Source organism: Cryobacterium sp. M96, assembly GCF_002929845.1.
Classification (GTDB): Bacteria; Actinomycetota; Actinomycetes; order Actinomycetales; family Microbacteriaceae; genus Cryobacterium; species Cryobacterium sandaracinum.
Genome location: NZ_PJJS01000052.1, coordinates 82,076 through 97,757, shown reverse-complemented (window position 1 = coordinate 97,757; position 15,682 = coordinate 82,076). Strand labels below are relative to the sequence as shown.

Here is a 15,682-nt window from a genome sequence, read left to right as displayed (position 1 = left end):
CTCCCGCTGTTAGAGCATCTCGAGGTTCTTGTCGAGCTCGAAGGGAGTGACCTGCGAGCGGTACTCCTTCCACTCCTGGCGCTTGTTGAGCAGCACATAGTTGAACACGTGCTCGCCCAGCGTCTCGGCGACCAACTCGGACTCCTCCATGTACTGGATCGCGTGGTCCAGGCTCGCTGGAAGCTGCCGGTAGCCCAGGGCGCGCCGCTCGGTGTCGCTCAGGCCCCACACATTGTCCTCGGCCTCGGGGGGAAGCTCGTAGCCCTCTTCGATTCCCTTGAGCCCGGCGGCCAGCATGAGGGAGTACGCGAGGTACGGATTCGCTGCCGAGTCGATGGCCCGGTACTCGACGCGGGCGCTCTGCCCCTTATTAGGCTTGTAGAGTGGCACCCGGATCAGGGCGGACCGGTTGTTGTGACCCCAGCACACAAAGCTGGGGGCTTCGTCTCCACCCCACAGGCGCTTGTAGGAGTTCACGAACTGGTTCGTGACGGCGGTGATCTCCGGGGCATGCTTGAGCAGCCCGGCGATGAACTGGCGGCCGGTCTTGGAGAGCTGGTATTGCGCGCCCGCCTCGAAGAACGCGTTGGTGTCGCCCTCGAACAAGGACAGGTGCGTGTGCATTCCTGACCCGGGGTGCTCCGACATCGGCTTCGGCATGAACGTCGCGTAGACGCCCTGCTCGATGGCCACCTCCTTGATGACCGTGCGGAAGGTCATGATGTTATCCGCCGTGGTCAGCGCATCCGCGTAGCGCAGGTCGATCTCGTTCTGACCGGGACCTGCCTCGTGGTGGCTGAATTCCACAGAAATGCCAAGGTCTTCGAGCATCCGCACCGACCGGCGGCGGAAGTCGTGGGCTGTGCCGCCGGGAACGTTGTCGAAGTAGCCGGCGTGGTCCACCGGCACGGGGCCGTTCTTGCCATACTTGGACGACTTGAGCAGGTAGAACTCAATTTCGGGGTGGGTGTAGAACGTGAAACCGCGGTCGGCTGCCTTGGCCAGCGTGCGCTTAAGCACATTTCGCGGATCGGCGACGGCCGGCTGACCGTCCGGCGTCATGATGTCGCAGAACATGCGGGCGGTCGGGTCGATCTCACCGCGCCAGGGCAGGATCTGGAACGTGGTCGGGTCCGGGTGCGCGAGCACATCCGCCTCGAACGACCGGGTGAGACCCTCGATCGCCGAACCGTCGAAACCGAGACCCTCGGCGAATGCGCCCTCAACCTCTGCGGGTGCGATGGCCACCGATTTGAGGGTGCCGACGACATCCGTGAACCAGAGTCGGATGAACTTGATTCCCCGCTCCTCGATGGTCCGAAGAACGAAGTCGCGCTGCTTGTCCATTCACGCCCTTTCTTGTCGCTCCCTAGGCTACTGTCTGGCGCCGGCTCTCGGGCGAAATCGGCCGCCGATCGGCCTGAACGCGCCTTGACTACACTTGAGGCATGCCAGAGTCGACCGTTCCGGATGAACCCCAGCCCGTCAGCGAGCTGAATCCCTTCGTTTCCGTGCAGTCCGGACCCAAACGGGTGCGCACGCGCCATTTTCACAACGCCAAGCAGCAGGGCATTCCGATAACGGGGCTCACCAGCTACGACATGCTCACGGCCCAGATCTTCGACCAGGCCGGCATCGACTTCCTGCTCGTGGGCGATTCGGCCGGTAACAACGTGTTCGGCTACGAGACCACCCTTCCGGTGACGGTCGACGAACTCATCCCGCTCACCCGGGCCGTCGCGCGCGCCGTGACCCGCGCACTCGTCGTCGCGGACATGCCCTTCGGTTCGTACGAGACCGGCCAGAGCGAGGCCCTGCACACCGCCGTGCGTTTCATGAAGGAAGCGCAGGCCCACGCGGTCAAGCTTGAGGGCGGGGTTCGCAGCCACAAGCAGATCAAGCGCATCGTGTCATCGGGGATCCCCGTGATGGGGCATGTCGGCTTCACCCCTCAGAGCGAGCACGGGCTGGGCGGACACATGATCCAGGGCCGCGGCGAGGCCGCGGATGAGCTGATCGAAGACGCCCTCGCGGTGCAGGACGCCGGCGCCTTCGCGGTCGTGCTCGAGATGGTCCCGGCGACGGTCGCGGCACTGGTCACCGCACGGCTCGACATCCCCACGATCGGGGTGGGTGCTGGGCCCGACGTAGACGGCCAGCTGTTGGTATGGACGGATTTCGCCGGCATGACCGAGGGGCGGGTGCCCCGATTCGTTCGGCAGTACGCCAACCTGCGCGGCGTGCTGACGGATGCTGTGCACCGGTTCAAGGACGACGTCGACTCCGGCGCGTACCCCGGGCCGGAACACAGCTACGAGTAAAACTCGCCGCTCGCGGGACTAGCGGTCGTTCTCGGCCTCTTCCGCGGCCCATTTGGCGCTGTTCGCGCGCAGCTTCTCCAGCGCGTGGACGGCCTCCTCCCGGGTGGCGAATGGCCCGACGCGGTCCGCGGAGGGGGACTGCATCCCCTGTTCGACCGCGCCCGTGCGCATGTTGTACCAGAACTGATGATCGGTGCCTTCGGACATAAGCTTGATCCTATGCCTAAGGATTCTGTTGGTCACCTCCTCCCGGGCGCGGTTTCTCCGCTCCGCTCCGTTCCCCGCCACATCGTGCGCCCGGAGTACGTCGGCAAGGGGATGCCCTCGCCCTACACAGGATCGGATCTGTACTCCTCCGAGCGCATCGAGCTGATCCGGGAATCAGGCCGGATTGCGGCCGGGGCCATCGAAGCGGTCGCACAGGCCATCCGCCCCGGCGTGACGACAGAGGAACTCGACCGGATCGGCCACGAGTTCATGATCGAGCGTGACGCCTACCCGTCGACGCTCGGCTATCGGGCGTTCCCCAAATCACTGTGTAGTTCCGTGAACGAGGTCATCTGCCACGGCATCCCGGACGACACCGTTCTTGAGAACGGCGACATCGTCAACATAGACGTCACCGCCTACAAAAACGGTGTGCACGGCGACACGAACGCCACCTTCATCGTCGGCGAGGCACGGGACGAGGTCAGGCTTCTCGTCGAACGCACCCGGGAGGCTCTCGCCCGCGGTATCAGGGCCGTCGCTCCCGGACGCCAGGTGAACGTGATCGGCCGCACCATCGAGTCCTTCGCCAAGAGGTTCGGCTACGGGGTCGTTCGGGACTTCACCGGACACGGCGTCGGCGAGGCCTTCCACTCCGGCCTGATCATCCCGCACTACGACTCCGCTCCCGTCTACGACACCGTGATGGAGGTCGGCATGGTCTTCACGATCGAACCGATGCTCACCCTGGGCGGGACCGACTGGGACATGTGGGCGGATGACTGGACCGTGACGACCCGGGACAAGAGCATCACCGCCCAGTTCGAGCACACCCTCGTGGTGACCGACCGCGGCGCCGAGATCCTCACCCTCTCCTGACAACCGGTAGGTTTTGACTATGAGTTCAACCATGGCCATTGGCATTGACATTGGCGGCACCGGGATCAAGGGAGCAGTGGTCGATCTGTCCACCGGCAAGCTCCTGTCCGATCGCATGAAGCTTCCCACGCCTAAAGGCGGCCGACCAGCCGACATCATCGAAACGACCAGGACCCTCCTGACAACCGTTTCCGCCGAGGAGGGTGCCGGCGCGCTGCCGGTGGGCATCTGCTTCCCCGCCGTCGTAAAGAACGGCCACACCATGTCGGCCGCCAACGTCTCGGACAAGTGGATCGGCCTCTCCGCCGAGAATCTCTTCCAGAAGGGCCTCGGCCAGCCCATTCATTTCGTGAACGACGCGGATGCCGCCGGCTACGCGGAGGCGCAGTTCGGCGCGGCGAAGGGGGTGAAGGGAGTGGTCATCATGACGACCCTCGGCACCGGAATCGGAACCGCACTGCTCAACGACGGTTTGCTGGTGCCGAACACCGAACTCGGCCATCTGCAGATCGAGGGCGTCGACTACGAAACCAAGGCCGCGTACTCCGCCAAGGAGCGGGAGAACATGAGCTGGGAAAAATGGGCCGGTCGGCTGCAGAAGTACTACTCGACCTTGGAAGCACTGTTCTCGCCGGACCTCTTCATCGTCGGCGGCGGCGTGTCCAAGCACCACCAGGACTTCCTGCCCCTTCTGCGACTGAAGACAGCCATCATCCCGGCCGTGCATCGCAACAACGCGGGAATCCTCGGGGCCGCCGCACTCGCCGTCAAGCATCAGGACTGACCTGCCCGGGGCGGCAGAGCACCCCGGCGCAGAACCTGGCGGCCGGAAGGTGGAATGGGCCGGCTGTTACGCCGGGTTCTGTCCCGATGCCGAAGCACCCTGGACGGCCATCTATCTCGGGACTACGTTGCCGCAGCCCTCTAGCGGTCTACCCGGAAACTCGGCGAGCCGCCTTGGCGTTTCCTGTCTGACCTTGCTCCGGACGAGGTTTACCTAGCCGACCAGGTCACCCTGGCCTCTGGTGGTCTCTTACACCACCGTTTCACCCTTACCACCGGCCGAAACCGGAGGCGGTCTACTTTCTGTGGCACTGTCTCGCGGGTTACCCCGGGTGGGCGTTACCCACCATCCTGCTCTGCGGAGCCCGGACGTTCCTCGGCATCCGCTGACCCGAAGGTAGCGGATGACGCGACCGTCTTGCCGACCCATTCCACAGTCCAGAATACAGGCCGCCGGCGGGGCCCGGCTCCACCTAGATCCCGGACTCCTCCGTGCGAACCAGGATCGCCCCGCAGTCCGGGCAGAACAGGACCTCGTCGGCCGGCGAGGAACGCACGGCATCGAGGTCGCTGCCGGTGAGCGTCATCGTGCAGCCGCTGCAGGTGCGCGCCCGCAACAGGGCGGCAGCGTTGCCCCGCCCCGTCACGAAGCGCTTCTCGTACAGCGTGGCGAGGTCCTCGGCGACGCTGCCGGCGACGGCGGCCCGGTCCCGGCGGAGTTCGCCGAGCTGCCGGTTCAGATCGGCGAGGCTTTCGTTGCGCGCCTGCTCGGCGTCGTGGATCCGGAGCGCGATCGCGTCCCGCTCCGCCTCCACCGCGGAGACGGTCGCATCGCTTTCCTCGAGCCGTTCCATCACCGCGATCTCGATCTCCTCGAGCGCCAGGAGGCGCTTGCGCAGCGCCGCAAGCTCCGTCTCCAAAGCCTGCACGTCTTTCACCGAGGAAGTGTGCTGAACCCGGTCGGTGTCCCGCGCGATGCGCTTCTCGACCACTTCGACGTCGGATTCGATCCGCGCCAGCTCGGTGCGCACGTCATCACGTTCGCCGACGCGGGTGCCGAAGGCCATCCGAGTGGTGTCGAACAACGTGGTGAGTTCCCGGATCTCGGCGTGCTGGGGTAGGGCCTTCGTCTGATGCTCGACCTGCTGCAGCCGGATGTCGAGGGCCTGAAGCCGGAGAAGCTCTTTCTGTTCTACTGGGGATGCCTTCACGATGTCCTGACCTTTGCGAATAGAAATATGAACGAGCGTTGGGGGTGGATCCGAACTTCATCGGCAGGCTACTGCACGATCGCGAAGTCCCAGGGATCCGTGCGCAGGGAACTGCTGGTGATGCGCACACCGGGCAGAAGAGCCCGCAGCTGTTCGGCGGCCGGCTCGATCCAGAGCCATTCACTGGCCCAGTGCGACACGTCGATCAGGGCAGGGGTGCCCCCCGACAGCCCGGACTGCTCACGGGCCTCCGACGCCGGGTGGTGACGGAGGTCGGAGGTGATATAGACGTCGGACGCCTGCACGGCGGGATGAGGGAGAAGGGAATCGCCTGCACCACCGCAGAGCGAGACGGTTTTGACGACACTGCCGTACTCCCCCGAGACCCGGACGCCGGTGGCGGTCGCCGGCAGGAGCTGGGCGAGCCGGTGGGCCAGTTGGCCCAGGGTGATCGGGTGCGCGAGCCGGCCGACCCGGCCGATTCCCGTTCCCGCCGCGGCGCCCGCCGTGATGGGGGTTGCGTCAATGAGGCCGAGTCGGGTGGCGAGGATGTCCGAGACGCCGTCTACGACGACATCCGCGTTGGTGTGGGCCGCAAGGAGAGCGCAATTCGCTCGGATCAGACGACCGATCAGGGCGCCCTTGTAACGGTCTTCGGCGACCGACGTGACGCCGCGCAGCAGGAGCGGATGGTGCACCAGGAGCAGGTCTGCGTCATGTCCGACCGCCTCGTCCACGGTCGCGGAGACGGCGTCCACGGCCAGGTGGATCGATTCGACGGGCTGGCCGGGGTTGCCGCAGACCAGACCCGGGGCGTCCCAGACTTCGGCACCGGACAACGGCCACAGTTCATAGATGATCCGACTGACATCGGCGAGTGAGACGGGCACCTCGTCAGCCTACCGGTGACGAGGCGGTGCGCCCTCCTGACGACGGTTGACCGGAATTCCGAGGAACTGCAAGCGCGGTCACCGCCACCAGAACCAGCCCGAGCCCGGCCCAGCCGGACGGTGGCAACCGCTCGCCGACGATCAGGACCGCCAGCAGCGTAGCCACGAGAGGTTCGACCAGGGTGAGGCTGGTCGCCGTGCTGCCGCAGACCGTGCGCGGGCCGCGGCCGAAGAGCAGATAGGCGGCGAACATGGGCCCGATCGCGCGAGCAGCCCGAGCAGAACGCCCAGAGGAGCGGACCCGGCGGCCTGGTCCGACTGCCGGCCGGTGATCAGCAGAATCGTGCCGAGCAGAGCCACCAGTGTGCACAGTGTCCAGAGCCGTGTGACTGCCCTTGGTCGCCAGCGGGCTGGCGCTGACGGGCAGGAAGTGCGCGGCCGTGCCCGTCGTTCCCCAGAGCAGCGCAGCCAGAAAGATGGGGGCCACGCTGAGCCGGCTCGTGACGGTTCGCGGCGGCGTCACCATCCGAGAGTGCCGGGAGCCCCCTTGAACGGTCCGACGACCCGGGAGGTGATCCAGCCGCCGTAGAAGTCGCCCGGCTGAGGCAGCACCGCTTCCCCGTTCACGGTAACGAGGTCCATCCGTCCGGGGTACAGCGCGACGCGGTTCGCCAGATCCTCGAAGCCCCGCGTCGGCGACGGGTAGTACCACCCGGCCGCCTCCTCCACACGCCCCGGGGTGACCACGCTCAGGTACGACGCCTCGCCCTTGTACTCGCAGTACGATCGGCCGGTCACCGGTTCGAGGCTCCCCGCCCGGAACGCGGAGCGCGGCAGGTAGTAGACCGGCGGATGGCTGGTCTCGAGCACCCGGACGGCATCGTCGGTGTCGACCAGGACCAGGCCACCGAGGGTGACGACGACCCGGTCGGCACTCGTCTCCACGCGAGGCGGTCGCGGGTAATCCCAGACCGATTCCTGGCCGGGTCCGGGCACAACCCGGTTAGTGCGAAACGGCTTCATCCGGCCAGCGTACCGGGAGCGGCCGGGTGAATTCGAACATTGGACGAACCCTCCTGGCGCTGCAACTCCACGCCGAAGACGGCGGCCTGGGTGCGGCGCTCCATGCCGAGTTTGCTGAGCACCCCCGACACATAGTTCTTCACCGTCTTCTCCGCCAGGTCAAGGTGCTCGCCGATCTGGCGGTTGGTGAGGCCCCGGGAGATCAGATCGAGGACTTGCCGTTCCCGCGTCGTCAGCGCGCGGGCGGCAGGGTCGCCTCGGTCCAGCCCCAACGAGGTTGCCACCCGGCCGGCCAGCAGCGGGGTGAGCAGCGACTCCCCCCCTGCCACACGCCGGATTCCCTGCACCAGGCGATCACCGCGGATGTCCTTCAAGACATAGCCGGACGCCCCAGCCAGGACGGCGGCGCGGCTGGCCATGTCGTCGTCGAACGCCGTGAGCATCAGGCACCGGATGCCGGGATCCCTCCCCCGGATGTCCCGGCAGGCGTCGATGCCGCTTCCGTCGGGCAGCCTCACGTCAAGGACCACGACGTCCGGCCGGGTGGCGGCGACCCTCGCCACGGCCTGCCGCCTCGTTGCCGCCTCCCCCACCACTTCCAGGTCAGCTTCGGCGTTGATCAGGGCAGCCAGGCCGATACGGACGACGTCGTGGTCGTCGACCACGAACACGCGCGTCATCGGGAAGTCTCTGCGGAAGCGTCGCTCACGCGCGCCGTCCAACGCAGTTCGGCACCGCGCGGCGCCCGGTCGCGCAGCGACACCATCCCCTGCCAGCGTTCGGCTCTGACCGCCAGATTAGCGACGCCGCTGCGCCGACTTGCGCCGGTCAGACCGACGCCGGTGTCGCCGATCTCGACCGTGAGGATGTGCGCTGCGACCGAGACGCGCACTTCAGCCTCCCGGGTTCCGGAGTGCCGGACCACGTTGGTCAGCCCCTCGCGCACGACCGCCACGACATCATCAGCCAGCGAGGTGGAAACGAGCAGATCGATCGCCCCGGAGAACACCACCCGCGGCGGGTGCGCAAAAAGAGGTCCGACCTCGTCGAGCAGGTCGACGATGCTGCGGCGAAGCCCGTGCCGGTCGGGGTCCGCCTGCGTCGACAACCCGAAGATCGCGGTGCGGAGGTCGGCGATGACCGCGTCGAGCGCTCCCACCTGGTCGGCCAGCCGCCGCCCGAACACCGGGTCGGCAGTCATCCCGCCGAGGGCGCGCACAGCGAGCCCGACAGCGAAGACCCGCTGAATGACCCGGTCGTGCAGCTCACGTGCGATCCGGTCGCGATCGGTGAGCACCGCCAGACGCGCCCGGTCCGTGCTGCTCCGCTCGAGGTGGCGGCCCGCATATGCCAGTCGGGCGAAATCGACGGCCGAATCGAGGTCCACGGCAGTGAACGGGGGCGCCCCGCTGGGCCGGGAGGCCGTGAGCACCACTGCGGGCGGGCCGGTTTCCCCGGCTTTGCCCAGCGGGACCACCAGGGTCGACCCGAGTATCAGGAGCGACTCGGGGCCCGCAGCCTCGCGCTCTTCCCGGCCGACGAGGACCGGCCGGCCGGTGGCCATCGCCCGGCCGCACAGGCTCCCCGCCACGGGGAAGGCCAGGCCGTCCAACGGTCGAGTGGCGCTGCCATGAGCCGCGTGGACGACAAAACCGTCCCCCACGCCCGAATCAACACCAGGCGGCCCGATGACGCAGACTAGGTCCGCATCCGCAGCCGACGCGAAGATGTCTGCCAGCAACATCAGCGGGTCACCCGTTCGCTCACCCCGCAAACCCTCGATGAAATCGGCGGATGCGGCCACCCACCGCGACCGGCGCGGGAGGGGCAGGTGCGCCGGCAGGTCGATCACTGTCTCCGGGCGAGCCTCGGGACGTTCGTTCAGGGTGACCGGGATAGTTTCGTGGGGCATGACCGAGGACCGCCTCTCGTCTGGTAGCGGGGATACTACCCGCACGGGACCTTCGGCCCTGTCCCGGTCCGGCAGGCACTGCGATCATAACGTGGGGCGGACTGTCCGGTGCGATTCCACCCCAGAGCAGGAGTCACACCCATGGTTGAAAAAGTGATCGTCGCCATTGACGGTGGGGCCGCGAGCAAGGCGGCCCTGGAGTGGGCCCTCGACCGGGTCGTGACGCTCGAACGGATGCAGGGCACGCCCGTGCAACTCGAACTCACCACAGTGGTGGAGCTGGGCTGGTACCCCGCTGAGGGATCGGACTATTCCAGTCAGCCTGCCTACGAGCGCCCGCTCGCGGAAGCCCTTCGACGGGTCGAACAGGTGGCACCCTCCTGCCGGAAGACGAGCTACATCCGCCATGGCGTCCCGGTCGATGAGCTGGCGCGGGCATCGGCGACCGCCGACCTTCTGGTCATCGGCACGAACAAGACCGGTGTTCTCGCCGGGACGGTCTTCGGCACCCTTCCCCTTCGCCTCGCGGCCCACGCCCGTTGCCCTGTCGTCGTCGTCCCCGTCAACTGGCAGGCACGTGGCGGCCACATCGTCGTGGGCATGGAGAACGACGTCACGGCCCTGGTCGCCGTTGACTTCGCGGCCCGCGAAGCCGAGCGTTACAAACTCCCTCTCGATATCGTCCACGCCTGGACCATTCCCGCGACCGTGGCCGTCGAATACGGTGCCGTCCTGCCCTACGAGGAGATACGGGACGCCCACGCGCGCATCCAGTCGGGGGCAACGAGGAGGGTTCGCGACGCGCATCCGGCGCTGCATATCGCCGAGGTTCTGAAACAGGGCACCGCGGCATCCGTGCTCGTGAATGCCTCCCAAACGGCGTCCCTCGTCGTCGTCGGCACACACGGCCGGGGTGCCGTCGGCAGCCTCTTTCTCGGTTCGGTCAGCCACGACGTGCTGATGAACCTGCCGTGCCCGGTCGCTGTGGTCCCCCGCCCGGCCGGTGAACGCGCCGAGTCCCGACCGGACTCCACGGAAGGTGTGAAGAAGCGGTGAACACCTCCTACATCGGATTCGACGGGTCGCCCGTGGTCCTGGTGCACGTCGTCGACGATGGGTGGGGGCTGCTGGGTCCCGACTACCCGCGGGAGGCCGAGCGCCGGGCGAGCAGTCTGCTCACGCAGGAGATCACCGCGGCGAAGACGCATCCCGGGCTGGACATCGGCGCGCTCGTCCTGCACGGGTCTCCCGCCTGGACGCTCGCCGCGGTGCCGACATCCGACGATGTTTTGGTCGTCGGAACCCACAAGACCGGTTCCCTGAGCGGACGCGTGCTCGGCTCGCGCAGCGTTCAGATCGCCGCGGCGGCCGGCTGCACCGTCGCCGCGGTGCCGGAATCGACCACAGACAGCCGAAGCGGAGTCGTCGTGGATGTCGACCGTTTCGAGGGATCCACCTCGGCCGTCATTTTCGGCGCCCAGGAGGCGCGCCGCCTTGGCCACGAACTCATCCTCGTGCATGCGCCCTCGACTTTGCGTGCGGAGCCCGGAGCTCGCGACTGCCGCGACCCCCGGCGCGTTCGTGAATCCCCGGCTGGTGCACCGGCCGCCGGCCGAGGCTCTGCTCGATGTCGGCAGCGAGGCTGCCATACCGTGCTCAGAGTTTCACATCCGAGGCCCGTGACCCAGTCGGTGGTCGATTCAGTCACCCACGACGTCCTGATGAACATCAACGTGCCTGTGCTGATCGCCCGGTCCGACTGACACCCTCCGATTCGCACGCTCCGATGCGAGCGCTGTGAACAACTTAGACGGGTTCGCTGACCGGTCCGGTCTCGGTGCCGGCGACCCTGATCACGGCGACTGGGCAGGGCATGGTCAAAACGATCACATGACTGACCGAACCCAGCCAAAAGCGAGCGAACCCGTGGCGACCGTGGCTGCCCACAACGAGAAGCCGCGCACCGGTCGCCGCCGACACAAGTGCGTCCACCGGCAACCCGAGGTCGAGCCGCAGGTCGAGCACCAGGTCCGGTTAGCGTTCGGCCAGTCCCACCACCGCTTCGGAGAGGACCAGGCGGTCCGCTTCATCGGGCACCATCGGCCAGTCGATCATGGCGCGCTCTTCGGTCCAAGGGGCCGGCGCACTCCAGCAGTACAGCGCCGTCAACCGCTCGCCCAGGCGGTCCGCCTGATCCGCGGCGAATGTCACAGCGGCGAGGGAGGCCTCGGAACCGTCCACGACGACGACGGAACCGGCGGCGTAAGCCGCGATCTGCGCGGCTTGGGTGCTGAAGACGTAGTCCCGAAACCGGCCCAGGGCGTGCGAGCCCACGACGAGGAGTTGCGCGCCGACGGCCCAGTCGGTGAGGGCCCCGGTGGGCGAGCCCTCGAGGACCGTCGTGCGAAAAGTCAGGTCAGGAGCGACACTGCGGGCCTCCTCACCCTCACGGGCGAGCAGCAGTTCGGCCTGCTCGCGGGCCGAGTGCAGAAACCCGGCTGGGGTCGTGCCGAAGGTCGCGTCGACGACGTGCACCAACTCGATCTCCAGGCTCCGGGGACGCGCATAGTCGAGCGCCCACTGGAGCGCAGCCCGAGCCGGCGGCCGACCGCTGACGCCCACTACAACACGGTTGTCCACGACGACCTCCTCCGCTCCCCGTCACAGCGGGCAGAACGGGGTCTACGATGTCGCGCGCCGATCCGACAGAACAGGGCCGAAAGTCCCGGCGTCGGTCAGGACGTCAGTAGTCGAACTCGTCGAACTGTGGCGAATCCAGCCCGTCGCCCGTCCACGAGGCTCGGCCCGAGGCCGTGCCGACCAGGGCCTTATGGCGGAGAGTGTCCACCGTCTCCGGCTCCAACAGCTCTGACCGTGCGGAACCGGCAGTAACGCAGACCAATTGGCCGGATCCGCCGATCAGGATCTGGATGCGACCCAGCAGGCCCGTCTCTTTGACAATCGGGATGTCGACGACATCGACCTGGGGACGGAGACTTAACGCCTCGGCATAGTGCATGACGGCATCCGCAAGGTCATCGCCCGTGATGACCGATCCGCCGGGGTGAAATAGACGCTTCATGGTAGACCCCTGATTGTTCACGAAATGGACATGTGCAGCCAAGGTCTGGGGCATAATTCGATTCTAGACCGTGCGGGGTTTACAGGTCGAGAGTTCGGTTCACAACCTGTTCGGCAACCTCGACCAGCCACTGGCCGTTGTCGCGGGCATATTGACGCAGGGTCGCGAAGGCCTCTTCCATGTCGACGGTGTGGGTGAAAGCGACGACGCCCTTGGCCTGCTCGATCAGAACGCGGCTACTGAGCGCGCGTTGCAGCTACGCCCGAGCCACGCCGCTCTCCCTGATGGCGCGTTCCTGAAGAATGCCGATGGTGGCGGTGTCGGCCAGCGCCTGGACCGTGCGCAGGTCCCCCGCTCCCAGACCGCCGAGGCGATCCCAGAAGACATTGAGCGATCCGATGGTCGTCGCTCGCAGCCGCAGGGGGACCGAATGCATCGACTTGAAGCCAAGTTTGAGCGCTCCCGCCCGGAACCGTGGCCACACTGGGGCGAGGACATCGAGGTCGGGAATGGCCACGGGTAGCCGGTCGTGTAGCACTCGACGCACGGCCCATTGCCGGCCCGCAGCTGCGATATTTCAATCAGGCGACTTCGTTCGTTGGTTGAGGCCACGACCTCGAGATCGTTGTCGTTGTCGTTGTCGTTGTAGGCGGAGAGGATGATCCCGACCGCGGACGCCCCGAAGAGTGTGGCGCAGGTCTCTACGAGTGTGTGCAGCAGGACGACGAAATCGTACCCGACGACAAGCGGGTCGGCCAGCGTGACGAAGGTCTCAACCCACTGACCTTCACGTGTTCTGGTCACCATAATTCCATCCCAATACCCGTCTAATTCTGAAGTAAACATCAACCCTTCGCGCCACAACATCGTCCGCTACCTCGCGGACCGTGCGCGCGTGGGAGTGCGGGGGCGGCGGGAGTACAGGTCAACCGCTCCGATGTCCAACGTTCCGACGTTCCGACGTTCCGACGACCATCGGGAACGCGAACACGCCTTCGACGTCGCTCGCGCACACGGTTTCGGCGCCGAACGGTGCGCCGAGGGTGGAGATCGCCACGCCGGTGACGGGCAGCACCCGCAGGAACGGCGAACACAGGTAGGTGCTGTTCAGGTGCGCGTTGCGCAACTCCTCGACGGCGAGGCCGAACGATTGACGGTCAGACCGGGACATGACGACGTTCACCCCCCCAGGGCATCCGTTACTCGGATCGAAATTACTCGCATCGAAGTCGCTCGCGCGTGAGTGTGAACGGTGCCTTCACGACCACTCGGCTCCGCGGGAAAGCAACGATTATTCCGCGGCGGGGAGCGACTTTCTCAGTCACGCCGTTTCCAGCGTATCGCGCGGAACCCGGCTCCGTAGAGCTATTGAAGAACCTGCGTCCGACCTTTGCACGCACCGAGGATCGGTCACGGCCGGACGGGGCGTAGGCCGAGTCAGTCGGCGAACCTGCGCAGCATCTCCAGCACGACCGCGGCCGAGCGGTCGGCCGCGTCGTCGATGTGGGTGAGGTGATCGTCAACCGGTCCGCACAGGTCGGAGATGCCGCGGACCGCCACGAACGGTACGCCATGAGCGAAGCAGGTTTGAGCAGCGCCCACGGATTCCATGTCGGTGGCGAGAACCCCGGGGAACAGCACGCGGAGGCTCTCTGCGCGCTCCACGCTCACGAAGGCGTCGTTGGAGACCAGCAGCCCGCGGCGCACGACCAGCGCCGATCCGTCGGGCATCCGGGCAGCCGACTCGGCGCCGCGCAGCGCCTCAGTCGCGCCCTCGTAGCGAGCCGGCATGCCGGGCACCTGGCCGAGCGCGTACCCGAAGACGCGTGCGTCAGCGTCGCTGTTGAGGTATTCGCTCCCGATGACCACCTCGCCCACCCGCACCTGGGCGCCCACCCCGCCGGCCGAACCCGCGCTGATCACCAGCGGCGACGCCTCGGGGTCCTCGGCGCGCACAAATAGGAGTGCGGATGTCGTCCCACCGGCCGCGTTGACCAGCCCGATGCCGCTCTGCACGAGCAGCACTTCACGCCCGGCCAAGGTGAGGCGGTGCCGGCGGGCCCTGCCGATGGCGACCGGCGGCGCGGAAGCGGTGGCCGCCGCCAGGAACGGAGCGGCCTCCTCCTCCATCGCGACCAGAATGATCGCGTCGACGGTCGTCATGCGGTGACGGTGGCCCAGGCGCCACGGGCGGCCAGGAAGACCTTCACGGCGTCCTGGGCGGCTGCCAACGAGTGGTTGGCTCCCCAACCGCACTGAACCTCGTTGGCGGCGGGCACCTCGGTGGCGCCGAGGATGTCGGTCATGGTGGCCTCGATCAACTCGAGGACCTCGGCGTACTCCGGCTGCCCCTGCAGAATGAGGTAGAAACCGGTTTGACAGCCCATCGGCGAGAAGTCGATGACTCGGGTGGAATGGTTGCGGGAGTGCTCGGCGAAGAGGTGCTCGATCGAGTGCACTACCGGCATCTCCAGGTGAAGGACGTTGGGCTGGGTGAAGCGCACGTCGTACTTCACGATGGTGTCCCCCTGCGGCAGCATCTTGGTATCGGCCAGGCGCACGTAGGGTGCGACAACCGTACGGTGATCGAGGTTGAACGATTCGACGTTCATGCGTGGCTGATTCACGTGTTCTCCCTGGAAGCTGTCGTGGCACTCGGCTGGGGCTCGTTCGCAACGGACGTGATCAGGGGTTTATGTGTGGGCCCTACCGGGCTCGAACCGATGACATCCACGGTGTAAACGTGGCGCTCTACCAACTGAGCTAAAGGCCCCTGACGCAACGGCCGGTGAAGGCCGTGTTTCATCATACAGATTCTGCGCGCCGGGTGGACCGCGGCCGGGTTCAAGCCGGCTGGAGTTCGCCGATCGCAGCCCGGTAGGCCTCCAACGACCGGGGCTCGCCCGGCGCGGTGATGAAGCTGGCCCGGATGATCCCCTCAGGGTCGATCAAGAACGTGGCCCGGTTCGCAAAGCCCTTTTGCTCGAGGAACACCCCGTATTCCTTAGCGACCGCACCGTGCGGCCAGAAGTCGGCCAGGAGGTCGAAGGTGTACCGTTCCTGTTCCCCCCAGGCACGCAGGGCGTGACGGGAATCGACCGAGATGCCGAGCAGTTCCACCTCGTTGGCGACGAACAACGACAGGTTGTCCCGCAGCTCGCACAACTCACCACTGCAGATTCCCGAGAACGCGAGGGGGAAGAAGACCAGGGCGACCGACTTCTTCCCGCGGAACTCGCTGAGCTGCACCCGCTCGCCGAACTGGTTGAAGAGCTCGAAATCAGGAGCCTGGGTGTCATTTTCCAACGCCATGGAGCGCTTCCTTTCGTGCGCCCACGGGAACGATGCAAGGCGACGCCACAGCCTAGCCCCGC

The 15,682-nt window shown here is 66.7% G+C and carries 20 protein-coding genes, 1 tRNA gene, 1 other RNA gene and 1 pseudogene; 5 read left to right on the top strand and 18 right to left on the bottom strand.

Annotation, left to right across the window (positions count from 1 at the left end; all coding sequences use genetic code 11):
• Positions 1–9: 9 nt before the first annotated feature.
• On the bottom strand, positions 10–1,347 hold the full coding sequence (locus tag CXY79_RS12470) for a glutamine synthetase family protein (RefSeq protein WP_104101951.1): 1,338 nt from the start codon (positions 1,345–1,347) through the stop codon (positions 10–12).
• A gap of 101 nt (positions 1,348–1,448) precedes the next feature.
• Here CXY79_RS12470 and panB point away from each other — a divergent pair, with 101 nt between their 5' ends.
• On the top strand, positions 1,449–2,321 hold the full coding sequence (gene panB, locus CXY79_RS12465) for a 3-methyl-2-oxobutanoate hydroxymethyltransferase (protein WP_104101948.1): 873 nt from the start codon (positions 1,449–1,451) through the stop codon (positions 2,319–2,321).
• A gap of 18 nt (positions 2,322–2,339) precedes the next feature.
• Here panB and CXY79_RS12460 read toward each other — a convergent pair whose 3' ends face one another.
• Positions 2,340–2,528, bottom strand: coding sequence for an SPOR domain-containing protein (locus CXY79_RS12460; RefSeq protein WP_104101945.1), 189 nt, complete (start codon positions 2,526–2,528; stop codon positions 2,340–2,342).
• Positions 2,529–2,540: 12 nt separating this feature from the next.
• Here CXY79_RS12460 and map point away from each other — a divergent pair, with 12 nt between their 5' ends.
• Together map and ppgK are read left to right on the top strand one after the other, a co-directional pair.
• Complete coding sequence (gene map, locus CXY79_RS12455) at positions 2,541–3,407, top strand: type I methionyl aminopeptidase (RefSeq protein ID WP_104101942.1); 867 nt, start codon at positions 2,541–2,543, stop codon at positions 3,405–3,407.
• Between the two features lie 31 nt (positions 3,408–3,438).
• The gene (gene ppgK, locus CXY79_RS12450; protein ID WP_304466200.1) at positions 3,439–4,191 is read left to right on the top strand and encodes a polyphosphate--glucose phosphotransferase; all 753 of its coding nucleotides are present in this window, start codon (positions 3,439–3,441) and stop codon (positions 4,189–4,191) included.
• Between the two features lie 51 nt (positions 4,192–4,242).
• On the opposite strand, the gene rnpB is transcribed toward ppgK, so the two are convergent.
• The 7 genes from rnpB to CXY79_RS12415 form a co-directional block, all read right to left on the bottom strand.
• Positions 4,243–4,619, bottom strand: an RNA gene (gene rnpB / locus CXY79_RS12445) — RNase P RNA component class A.
• Between the two features lie 44 nt (positions 4,620–4,663).
• Complete coding sequence (locus tag CXY79_RS12440; RefSeq protein WP_104101937.1) at positions 4,664–5,401, bottom strand: zinc ribbon domain-containing protein; 738 nt, start codon at positions 5,399–5,401, stop codon at positions 4,664–4,666.
• Positions 5,402–5,469: 68 nt separating this feature from the next.
• Complete coding sequence (locus CXY79_RS12435; RefSeq protein WP_104101934.1) at positions 5,470–6,291, bottom strand: Nif3-like dinuclear metal center hexameric protein; 822 nt, start codon at positions 6,289–6,291, stop codon at positions 5,470–5,472.
• Positions 6,292–6,295: 4 nt separating this feature from the next.
• Positions 6,296–6,817, bottom strand: a complete 522-nt coding sequence (locus tag CXY79_RS16755) for a DMT family transporter (RefSeq protein ID WP_104101932.1) — start codon at positions 6,815–6,817, stop codon at positions 6,296–6,298.
• A complete protein-coding gene (locus CXY79_RS12425; protein WP_104101929.1) occupies positions 6,811–7,314 on the bottom strand; it encodes a DUF427 domain-containing protein in 504 nt (167 codons plus the stop codon). The genes CXY79_RS16755 and CXY79_RS12425 overlap by 7 nt, the downstream gene beginning before the upstream one ends.
• Positions 7,311–7,994 (bottom strand): response regulator transcription factor, encoded by a 684-nt coding sequence (locus CXY79_RS12420; RefSeq protein WP_104101926.1) that lies wholly within the window; start codon positions 7,992–7,994, stop codon positions 7,311–7,313. The genes CXY79_RS12425 and CXY79_RS12420 overlap by 4 nt, the downstream gene beginning before the upstream one ends.
• A complete protein-coding gene (locus tag CXY79_RS12415; protein WP_104101924.1) occupies positions 7,991–9,226 on the bottom strand; it encodes a sensor histidine kinase in 1,236 nt (411 codons plus the stop codon). Before CXY79_RS12415 ends, CXY79_RS12420 begins: the two co-directional genes overlap by 4 nt.
• A gap of 141 nt (positions 9,227–9,367) precedes the next feature.
• Here CXY79_RS12415 and CXY79_RS12410 point away from each other — a divergent pair, with 141 nt between their 5' ends.
• Positions 9,368–10,282: a universal stress protein gene (locus tag CXY79_RS12410; RefSeq protein WP_104101921.1), complete on the top strand. Its 915-nt coding sequence runs from the start codon at positions 9,368–9,370 to the stop codon at positions 10,280–10,282.
• On the top strand, positions 10,279–10,989 hold the full coding sequence (locus CXY79_RS12405; RefSeq protein ID WP_104101918.1) for a universal stress protein: 711 nt from the start codon (positions 10,279–10,281) through the stop codon (positions 10,987–10,989). Before CXY79_RS12410 ends, CXY79_RS12405 begins: the two co-directional genes overlap by 4 nt.
• Before the next feature lie 43 nt (positions 10,990–11,032).
• Here the strand turns inward: CXY79_RS12405 and CXY79_RS12395 are convergent.
• The 9 genes and pseudogenes from CXY79_RS12395 to CXY79_RS12360 form a co-directional block, all read right to left on the bottom strand.
• A pseudogene (locus tag CXY79_RS12395) lies at positions 11,033–11,848 on the bottom strand (universal stress protein).
• Between the two features lie 121 nt (positions 11,849–11,969).
• A complete protein-coding gene (locus CXY79_RS12390) occupies positions 11,970–12,308 on the bottom strand; it encodes a hypothetical protein (protein ID WP_104171093.1) in 339 nt (112 codons plus the stop codon).
• 79 nt (positions 12,309–12,387) lie between these two features.
• Positions 12,388–12,534, bottom strand: a complete 147-nt coding sequence (locus CXY79_RS16570) for an ANTAR domain-containing protein (protein ID WP_233191471.1) — start codon at positions 12,532–12,534, stop codon at positions 12,388–12,390.
• 30 nt (positions 12,535–12,564) lie between these two features.
• Positions 12,565–12,744, bottom strand: a complete 180-nt coding sequence (locus CXY79_RS16565; RefSeq protein ID WP_233191459.1) for a hypothetical protein — start codon at positions 12,742–12,744, stop codon at positions 12,565–12,567.
• 489 nt (positions 12,745–13,233) lie between these two features.
• The gene (locus CXY79_RS12380) at positions 13,234–13,479 is read right to left on the bottom strand and encodes a hypothetical protein (protein ID WP_146068139.1); all 246 of its coding nucleotides are present in this window, start codon (positions 13,477–13,479) and stop codon (positions 13,234–13,236) included.
• Between the two features lie 266 nt (positions 13,480–13,745).
• Positions 13,746–14,471: a 5'-methylthioadenosine/S-adenosylhomocysteine nucleosidase gene (mtnN, locus tag CXY79_RS12375; RefSeq protein ID WP_104101904.1), complete on the bottom strand. Its 726-nt coding sequence runs from the start codon at positions 14,469–14,471 to the stop codon at positions 13,746–13,748.
• Positions 14,468–14,920, bottom strand: coding sequence for an S-ribosylhomocysteine lyase (locus CXY79_RS12370; protein WP_104101902.1), 453 nt, complete (start codon positions 14,918–14,920; stop codon positions 14,468–14,470). Before CXY79_RS12370 ends, mtnN begins: the two co-directional genes overlap by 4 nt.
• 88 nt (positions 14,921–15,008) lie before the next feature.
• Positions 15,009–15,081 (bottom strand) — tRNA-Val (locus CXY79_RS12365).
• A gap of 71 nt (positions 15,082–15,152) precedes the next feature.
• Positions 15,153–15,620: a peroxiredoxin gene (locus CXY79_RS12360; protein WP_104101900.1), complete on the bottom strand. Its 468-nt coding sequence runs from the start codon at positions 15,618–15,620 to the stop codon at positions 15,153–15,155.
• Between the last annotated feature and the right edge of the window lie 62 nt (positions 15,621–15,682).

Bases quoted from the DNA above. Each gene is read 5' to 3' on its own strand.
- CXY79_RS12470 (WP_104101951.1), bottom strand. From the start codon at position 1,347: ATGGACAAGCAGCGCGACTTCGTTCTTCGGACCATCGAGGAGCGGGGA.
- panB (WP_104101948.1), top strand. From the start codon at position 1,449: ATGCCAGAGTCGACCGTTCCGGATGAACCCCAGCCCGTCAGCGAGCTG.
- CXY79_RS12460 (WP_104101945.1), bottom strand. From the start codon at position 2,528: ATGTCCGAAGGCACCGATCATCAGTTCTGGTACAACATGCGCACGGGC.
- map (WP_104101942.1), top strand. From the start codon at position 2,541: ATGCCTAAGGATTCTGTTGGTCACCTCCTCCCGGGCGCGGTTTCTCCG.
- ppgK (WP_304466200.1), top strand. From the start codon at position 3,439: ATGGCCATTGGCATTGACATTGGCGGCACCGGGATCAAGGGAGCAGTG.
- CXY79_RS16755 (WP_104101932.1), bottom strand. From the start codon at position 6,817: ATGGTGACGCCGCCGCGAACCGTCACGAGCCGGCTCAGCGTGGCCCCC.
- CXY79_RS12425 (WP_104101929.1), bottom strand. From the start codon at position 7,314: ATGAAGCCGTTTCGCACTAACCGGGTTGTGCCCGGACCCGGCCAGGAA.
- CXY79_RS12420 (WP_104101926.1), bottom strand. From the start codon at position 7,994: ATGACGCGCGTGTTCGTGGTCGACGACCACGACGTCGTCCGTATCGGC.
- CXY79_RS12415 (WP_104101924.1), bottom strand. From the start codon at position 9,226: ATGCCCCACGAAACTATCCCGGTCACCCTGAACGAACGTCCCGAGGCT.
- CXY79_RS12410 (WP_104101921.1), top strand. From the start codon at position 9,368: ATGGTTGAAAAAGTGATCGTCGCCATTGACGGTGGGGCCGCGAGCAAG.
- CXY79_RS12390 (WP_104171093.1), bottom strand. From the start codon at position 12,308: ATGAAGCGTCTATTTCACCCCGGCGGATCGGTCATCACGGGCGATGAC.
- CXY79_RS16565 (WP_233191459.1), bottom strand. From the start codon at position 12,744: ATGCATTCGGTCCCCCTGCGGCTGCGAGCGACGACCATCGGATCGCTC.
- CXY79_RS12380 (WP_146068139.1), bottom strand. From the start codon at position 13,479: ATGTCCCGGTCTGACCGTCAATCGTTCGGCCTCGCCGTCGAGGAGTTG.
- mtnN (WP_104101904.1), bottom strand. From the start codon at position 14,471: ATGACGACCGTCGACGCGATCATTCTGGTCGCGATGGAGGAGGAGGCC.
- CXY79_RS12370 (WP_104101902.1), bottom strand. From the start codon at position 14,920: ATGAACGTCGAATCGTTCAACCTCGATCACCGTACGGTTGTCGCACCC.
- CXY79_RS12360 (WP_104101900.1), bottom strand. From the start codon at position 15,620: ATGGCGTTGGAAAATGACACCCAGGCTCCTGATTTCGAGCTCTTCAAC.